Here is a 342-nt window from a genome sequence, read left to right as displayed (position 1 = left end):
ATGGGGCGCTCGCCTGGTGTTCACTCATCGTCCATACCTCCTTCAGGCCGACGGCTGGCTCTGGTCGTGCTTCGCAAGCGCGCGCGCGACGGATGACTTGCCGACGCCGAGCACGGCCGCGATCTGTGCGATGCTGTCGCCCTGCTCACGCATCCGCGCCGCGGCCGCGGTGCGCTCCGGGGTCATCACAGAAGGCCGGCCGCCCAGGCGACCCTCAGCGCGGGCGTGCGCCAGACCGCGCCGGGTGTTCTCCCGGATCGTGTCGACGCGGAGCTGCGCGAACACGGCAACAATGCCGAACAGGGCTCGGCCCATCGGGGTCGTGGTGTCGATGTCGGGCTC

1 protein-coding gene is annotated in these 342 nt (G+C 70.8%); it reads right to left on the bottom strand.

The window, feature by feature from the left end:
• Positions 1–42: 42 nt before the first annotated feature.
• A partial coding sequence (locus tag ACZ2XM_RS15460) for a recombinase family protein (protein WP_490619009.1) occupies positions 43–342 on the bottom strand: 300 nt, incomplete at its 5' end.

This window comes from Psychrobacter sp. CoH-33_TS_01 (assembly GCF_058189395.1).
This window is presented reverse-complemented; position numbering and strand designations above follow the sequence as displayed.